The sequence below is a fragment of the Proteus sp. G4380 genome (assembly GCF_963885725.1).
Classification (GTDB): domain Bacteria; phylum Pseudomonadota; class Gammaproteobacteria; order Enterobacterales; family Enterobacteriaceae; genus Proteus; species Proteus mirabilis.
In genome coordinates this window covers 21,771-27,845 of the sequence record NZ_CAWPAV010000096.1, presented here as the reverse complement: position 1 = coordinate 27,845, position 6,075 = coordinate 21,771, and the positions used below count along the sequence as shown (strand labels likewise).

Here is a 6,075-nt window from a genome sequence, read left to right as displayed (position 1 = left end):
TGGTTGTTTTATCAATGTGTTCAGAAAATTCTGTAAGTCTCTCCTTTCTCTCCTCTCACTATTGTTAAATAAATTAATTTAATGTTTAAATATTGTAAATAACCACACTTTTTATATAGATATAAAACAGTAAAAAGATAAAAATAACGATTTTTACTATTTGTAATTCCCTTTTTTTATTTTTTACCTCACTAATATTGATTTAAAACCTCTTTATGTTTCATTGTTTCCTTACCACACCACGCCTTAACTGGAAAAATGAACCTTAAAGTGTTAAAACAAAGCCTTATTTATAAACAGAAATTATGCTAACTCGCTCGGAAGAGATAATAATATTATGTCAAAAAGTACCATCCGTATTGCTACACGCCAAAGCCCTCTTGCTATGTGGCAAGCGCTTTATGTTAAAGAACAACTACAAATCGCTCATCCGAGCTTAGTCGTTGAATTAGTACCGATGGTCACGAAAGGCGACATCATCTTAGATACCCCATTAGCAAAAGTGGGTGGTAAAGGGTTATTTGTCAAAGAGCTAGAACTAGCACTACTCAGCTCTCGTGCTGATATTGCCGTACATTCAATGAAAGATGTCCCCATTGATTTTCCTGAAGGTCTGGGATTGGTGACGATTTGTGAGCGAGAAGATCCCCGTGATGCCTTTGTCTCTAATCATTATGATTCATTAGAACAACTGCCAGCCGGAAGTGTCGTTGGTACCTCAAGCCTACGTCGCCAATGCCAATTAAAAGCACTGTGCCCCGATTTAATTATTCGTGATCTACGCGGTAATGTAGGAACCCGTTTAAGTAAACTCGATAATGGCGACTATGATGCTATTATTCTTGCTGTCGCGGGCTTAAAACGTCTTAAATTAACTGAGCGTATTCGTTCTTCTTTGTCTGCGGAACAATCTCTTCCTGCGGTAGGACAAGGTGCCGTTGGCATTGAGTGTCGCTTAGATGATCATGATACTCAAGCCTTATTAGCCGCCCTTAACCACGCAGATACTGCAACTTGTGTAAAAGCAGAACGTGCGATGAACACTCGCCTTGAGGGGGGTTGCCAAGTACCTATTGGTAGTTATGCTATTTGGCAAAACGGCAAAATTTGGCTACGAGCATTAGTTGGCTCCCCTGATGGTGAAACTATTTTACGTGGCGAACGCTTAGTATCACCTGAAGATGCAGAGCAAGCTGGTATTTCTCTTGCCGAAGAGCTACTAGATAAAGGAGCTAGAGAGATTTTAACCGCTGTATATCAAGGTAATACAGCGATATGAGTATTTTAATCACTCGTCCTAGCCCAGCAGGAGAACAACTTACGCAACGCTTAATTGATGCGGGAAAGCATGCTTTTCATGCACCTTTAATAGAAATAGCCGCGGGTAAAGAGCTTTCCATATTAGAAAACAAATTAAATAAGCTAAGTACGGGTGATTACCTTTTTTTACTTTCTAAAAATGCGGTGTGGTACGCAAACTGGCAACTAAATCAATTACAACAATCATGGCCAGATACGCTATTCTATTATGGAATAGGTCAAAGCACCGCAGAAGAGTTTCAGCAATTAACAGGACATTCTATACGTTATCCAGAATTTGGAGAAACCAGTGAAGACCTACTGGCCTTGTCTTCACTTCAACAAATAGAAAACAAGCGAGTACTACTACTAAGAGGCAATGGTGGTCGCGAACTACTTGCCACAACATTACGTCAACGCGGTGCAATTGTTGATGAATGTGAATGTTATCAGCGTCTATTTATTGATTATGTATCTGAAGAGTTTGCGCTAAAGTGGAAAAATGCCCAAGTGGATACCTTTGTGGTCACCAGTGGCGAAATGTTGCAACAACTCTTTTATCTAGTCGCTGGATCTGAAAAAGCATGGCTGTTAGACAGTCATTTAGTGGTGGTCAGTAAACGATTAGCAACAATAGCTAGCACATTAGGCTTTAAAAAAATAACCGTTGCTGAAAGTGCCAATAATGATGCTTTATTTCATGCATTAATATAGAACTTAAATGAGACGCCGATATGACGGAACAGAAAAATACGAATGAAAATGACTTGCAGAATGGTACATCAAAGGCTGATGACGATATCCGCTATCAAGAAGTAAAACCTGTAAACAATAAGCGTTCAGGTTTGATAGGGAGTGCCGTTGCGATCCTCGTTATTCTGGCAATCGGTGGTGGTCTTTATTATTACACCACTCAACAAGCGACTAAACTAAGTACAGAAAACCAATCGCTAAAATCACAATTGGCACAATTACAACAATTGCAAGATACTTATCAACAACGTTTTGACAATATTGACAGTCAGTTTAACTCACAAAAACTCACTATTGATAAACTGCAAAATGAACGCCAAGTTACTGAGCGTCAAATCCAAAATTTACAAACGCAATTTGCTGCTATCTCAAGTGCAGATGTAAAGAGCTGGCTATTAGCACAAGCTGATTTTATGGTAAAAATGGCGGGGCGCAAATTATGGAATGACCAAGATGTCGTCACAGCGGTAAGTTTATTAAAAGGTGCAGATAGTAGCTTAGCAGAAATGAATGACCCAAGCTTATTGGCCATCCGCCGCGCCATTAATGAAGATATTGGCAACTTAGCCGCGCTGAGCAAAATTGATAATGATGGTACTATTTTACAATTAAATCAGTTAGCTAATCAGGTTGATAACCTACGCTTATCTGGATTTGAGCGTGATGGCTCACCGATGGATAAAAATGATGAAGCCATTTCAGGCTCGCTTTCTGACTGGAAGCAAAACCTCAGTAAAAGCTGGAAAAGCTTTATGGATGACTTTATTACTATCCGTCGTCGAGACAGTACCGCTATTCCACTATTAGCCCCAAACCAAGATATTTATCTGCGAGAAAATATCCGCTCTCGTTTATTAATTGCTTCTCAAGCGGTACCTCGCCATCAAACAGAGATTTATCAACAATCATTAGAAGCGGTATCTACTTGGGTACGCGCCTATTTTGATACCACCGATCCGAATACAACGGCTTTCTTAGACAGTATTAATGAGCTTGAAAAGCAGCCTATTACTCTTGCAATGCCAACAGAATTAAAAAGCCTCTCTCTGTTAGAAAAACGAGTAGAAAAGCAGATCCGTAATTTGCTGACCCAAAACGAGACATCACAGCCAGAAGCGGTTGAAGCCAAAGATGCCGAAGCTACACAAGCCCCTTATGCGGTTGATGCAGCACAAGATAGTGCAACATCAGGAACAACGACATCAACAACCGTAGCACCACAAGGAGAATAAATTTATGTTCAAGATCTTACTCCTATTTGTGGTATTGATTGCAGGGATAATCTTCGGCCCTGTATTAGCGGGTCATCAAGGTTATGTCTTTATACAAACCGATAATTGGGATATTGAAACTAGCGTTACCAGTCTTGTGATCATGTTTGTCCTACTGCAACTGATATTGCTCTTGCTTGGCTGGTGTTATCGTCGTTTTATTGGTACAGGCTCTAAAGCCTATAGTTGGTTCTCTTTGCGCAAACGCAGCCGAGCACGTAAACAAACACGGTTAGCATTAATGAAACTTGCGGAAGGTGATTTCAAACAAGTAGAAAAGCTGATGAGCCGCAATGCCGATTATGCGGAACAACCTGTAGTAAACTATTTACTAGCAGCAGAAGCAGCACAACAACGGGGTGATGAGTTTAGAGTACAGCAACATCTGGAGCGTGCTTCTGAACTTGCTGATACCAATCAGTTACCCGTTGATATTACCCGAGTGCGTATTTTACTGGCGCAAAATGAAAACCATGCTGCTCGTACTGGGGTTGATGAATTACTCAATCAAGTGCCTCGTCATCCGGAAGTATTACGCTTAGCAGAAACTGCGTATATACGTACAGAAGCTTGGCAAGCACTACTTGATATCATCCCTTCAATGCAGAAAATAGCCCTACATACAGATGATGAATTAGAGCAATTACGTCAACAAGCCTATATTGGGCTGATGGGACAGAAGATGTCCGAAAATGGTTGTGATGGACTGAAAAATTGGTGGAAGGCACAGCCTCGTAAGATCCAACATGATAACGGACTACGATTTGTATTAGCAGAACACCTTATTGAGTGCAACGATCCGCAAACTGCGCAGACGATCATTTTAGATGGGATCAAACGTCACTATGATGAACGCCTGATCTTATTGTTACCGCGCTTAAAAAACAGCGATCCAGACTCAATTTTAAAAGTGCTTAACTCACTAATTAAACAACATGGTCCGACACCATTACTCAATAGCACCGTCGGTCAAATTGCCATGCAACAAGGGCAATGGGCACAAGCAGAAACAGCATTTCGCAATGCATTAAAACAGCGTCCAGATGTTCATGATTTTGCGTGGTTGGCTGATGTGCTAGATAAACAGAATAAATCAGTTGAGTCAGCCAAAGTACGCAAAGATGCGCTATTAATGACGTTAAAAAAAGACTCTGTTATTTTTGACGAGCCTAAAACAAATAAAGCACTGCAATAAATACATCATTTCATTTATTGACCAAAACCCTCAAACACAAAATTGAGGGTTTTTTATTACTTTTAAAAAGCGTGTTGAACCAGTAGTACTACTTCAAGACACAAAATTAAAAATAAATAGACCCAAGCGATACGATAAAAACGATAAGGTATCCCTTTGTTATTTTCATGTTGAAATGACAAATAATATTTTCTTGCTTGGTAAAACACCACGATATAAATCAGTGCGATCCCCTGACACAGAAAAGCGACATACTTCGCCCATGATTTTCCACCGATAATCAGCATGATCAGCGGGATCAAAAAAAACAATAATGGGCCAAACTTATCTATCAAAAAGAGCCTTTCTTGCGCAAGATACGCTTTTTGGTTATTTATCATCGTGATGCTACCCCCTATTTACCCTTGCGCTGGATAATAGCGTGATAGTGTTATCAATTCAAAAGGGATGAGATAAAAAACAGACAAAAAAACACCCGTATTAAAAAATACAGGTGCATAAAATATACAATCAGGTCTACAGACGGATGGTGCCTCACTCAACGTTTCGTCCTGTTGGTGATGAATGGTGTTTCATCGATAACGTGGACGTAGGCACCGATAATCGGCTCTGCATCATTCCTAGGTTTATGAAGTCATATGCTGTCATAAGGAGTGGAATGAGCATCTACAGGATAAGTAATGCATTTAGCGTGCCAACTTGTATTTTCCGCCAATAAAAAATTAATTCCCAAACAGCATAAAACTAACTAATTGAATTTTTTAGGCGCCTTCGCCTGTATGGCGTATTTAAAATATAAAAGATCAGAGAGCGTATTTTTATCAGGCTATTGTTAAATAAAAAAGAAAAAATAAATTTGCCAACTCGTCTCTGTTTCACGACAGTTAAGCTAACACCAGTATATAATATATAAAAATCATTGAGTTAAATGTCACCTTTTAGCGACATGAAATTTGCCATGTGTTGTTTTTCACCGACAATAAAAAATATTTCATTTAAATTCATGATGTTACAGAAACTATTCTATTTCCTCATGATGCTCTTTTTATGTAGTATAAAATCAGGCAGTAATACAAATTATTAATAATCTTTAACTAATATACTTACACTGCCCTGTAAACAAATAGCCTAATGATCTCCCTTTTTAAACTAAAAGAGCCAACAACCTGCTTTAATCATGAATCATAGATAAATGGTCTATTGTGTTTAGGACAGTAGCAAAAGGACAAAAGAGAAAGGACAGAAGGAAGATACAACAATATAAATGAAATAAGACAATATCGCTGTCAATAGCTTGATAATAAATGCAAAAAAGCCTCGATATATATCGAGGCTTTTTCTTATTGGTCGGCGAGAGAGGATTCGAACCTCCGACCCACTGGTCCCAAACCAGTTGCGCTACCAGGCTGCGCTACTCGCCGTCTGAATGACTGCTCTTATCTTGTTTATGGTGCGAAGGGGGGGACTTGAACCCCCACGTCCGTTAGGACACTAACACCTGAAGCTAGCGCGTCTACCAATTCCGCCACCCTCGCATAAACAAAAACTAAGATAAGA

General features: G+C 39.4%; 5 protein-coding genes and 2 tRNA genes. 4 read left to right on the top strand and 3 right to left on the bottom strand.

Features of this window, described 5'->3' with window-relative positions:
* The first annotated feature begins 337 nt into the window (after positions 1 to 337).
* From hemC to hemY, 4 genes are read left to right on the top strand one after another with little or no spacing between them, the layout of a single operon-like run.
* Positions 338 to 1,279 (top strand): hydroxymethylbilane synthase, encoded by a 942-nt coding sequence (gene hemC, locus AACU98_RS08565; RefSeq protein ID WP_161735829.1) that lies wholly within the window; start codon positions 338 to 340, stop codon positions 1,277 to 1,279.
* Entirely contained in the window at positions 1,276 to 2,013 is a 738-nt protein-coding gene (gene hemD / locus AACU98_RS08560; RefSeq protein WP_004246332.1) for a uroporphyrinogen-III synthase, read from the top strand. The genes hemC and hemD overlap by 4 nt, the downstream gene beginning before the upstream one ends.
* 20 nt (positions 2,014 to 2,033) lie before the next feature.
* Complete coding sequence (hemX, locus tag AACU98_RS08555) at positions 2,034 to 3,284, top strand: uroporphyrinogen-III C-methyltransferase (protein WP_004246333.1); 1,251 nt, start codon at positions 2,034 to 2,036, stop codon at positions 3,282 to 3,284.
* Positions 3,285 to 3,288: 4 nt separating this feature from the next.
* Complete coding sequence (gene hemY / locus AACU98_RS08550; protein ID WP_004246334.1) at positions 3,289 to 4,518, top strand: protoheme IX biogenesis protein HemY; 1,230 nt, start codon at positions 3,289 to 3,291, stop codon at positions 4,516 to 4,518.
* 62 nt (positions 4,519 to 4,580) lie between these two features.
* Here hemY and AACU98_RS08545 read toward each other — a convergent pair whose 3' ends face one another.
* From AACU98_RS08545 to AACU98_RS08535, 3 genes are all read right to left on the bottom strand, one after another.
* Positions 4,581 to 4,898 carry a hypothetical protein gene (locus AACU98_RS08545; protein WP_012368704.1) on the bottom strand — a complete coding sequence of 106 codons (318 nt, stop codon included), beginning with the start codon at positions 4,896 to 4,898 and terminating at the stop codon, positions 4,581 to 4,583.
* A gap of 964 nt (positions 4,899 to 5,862) precedes the next feature.
* A tRNA-Pro gene (locus AACU98_RS08540) sits at positions 5,863 to 5,939 on the bottom strand.
* 27 nt (positions 5,940 to 5,966) lie between these two features.
* Positions 5,967 to 6,053 (bottom strand) — tRNA-Leu (locus AACU98_RS08535).
* Between the last annotated feature and the right edge of the window lie 22 nt (positions 6,054 to 6,075).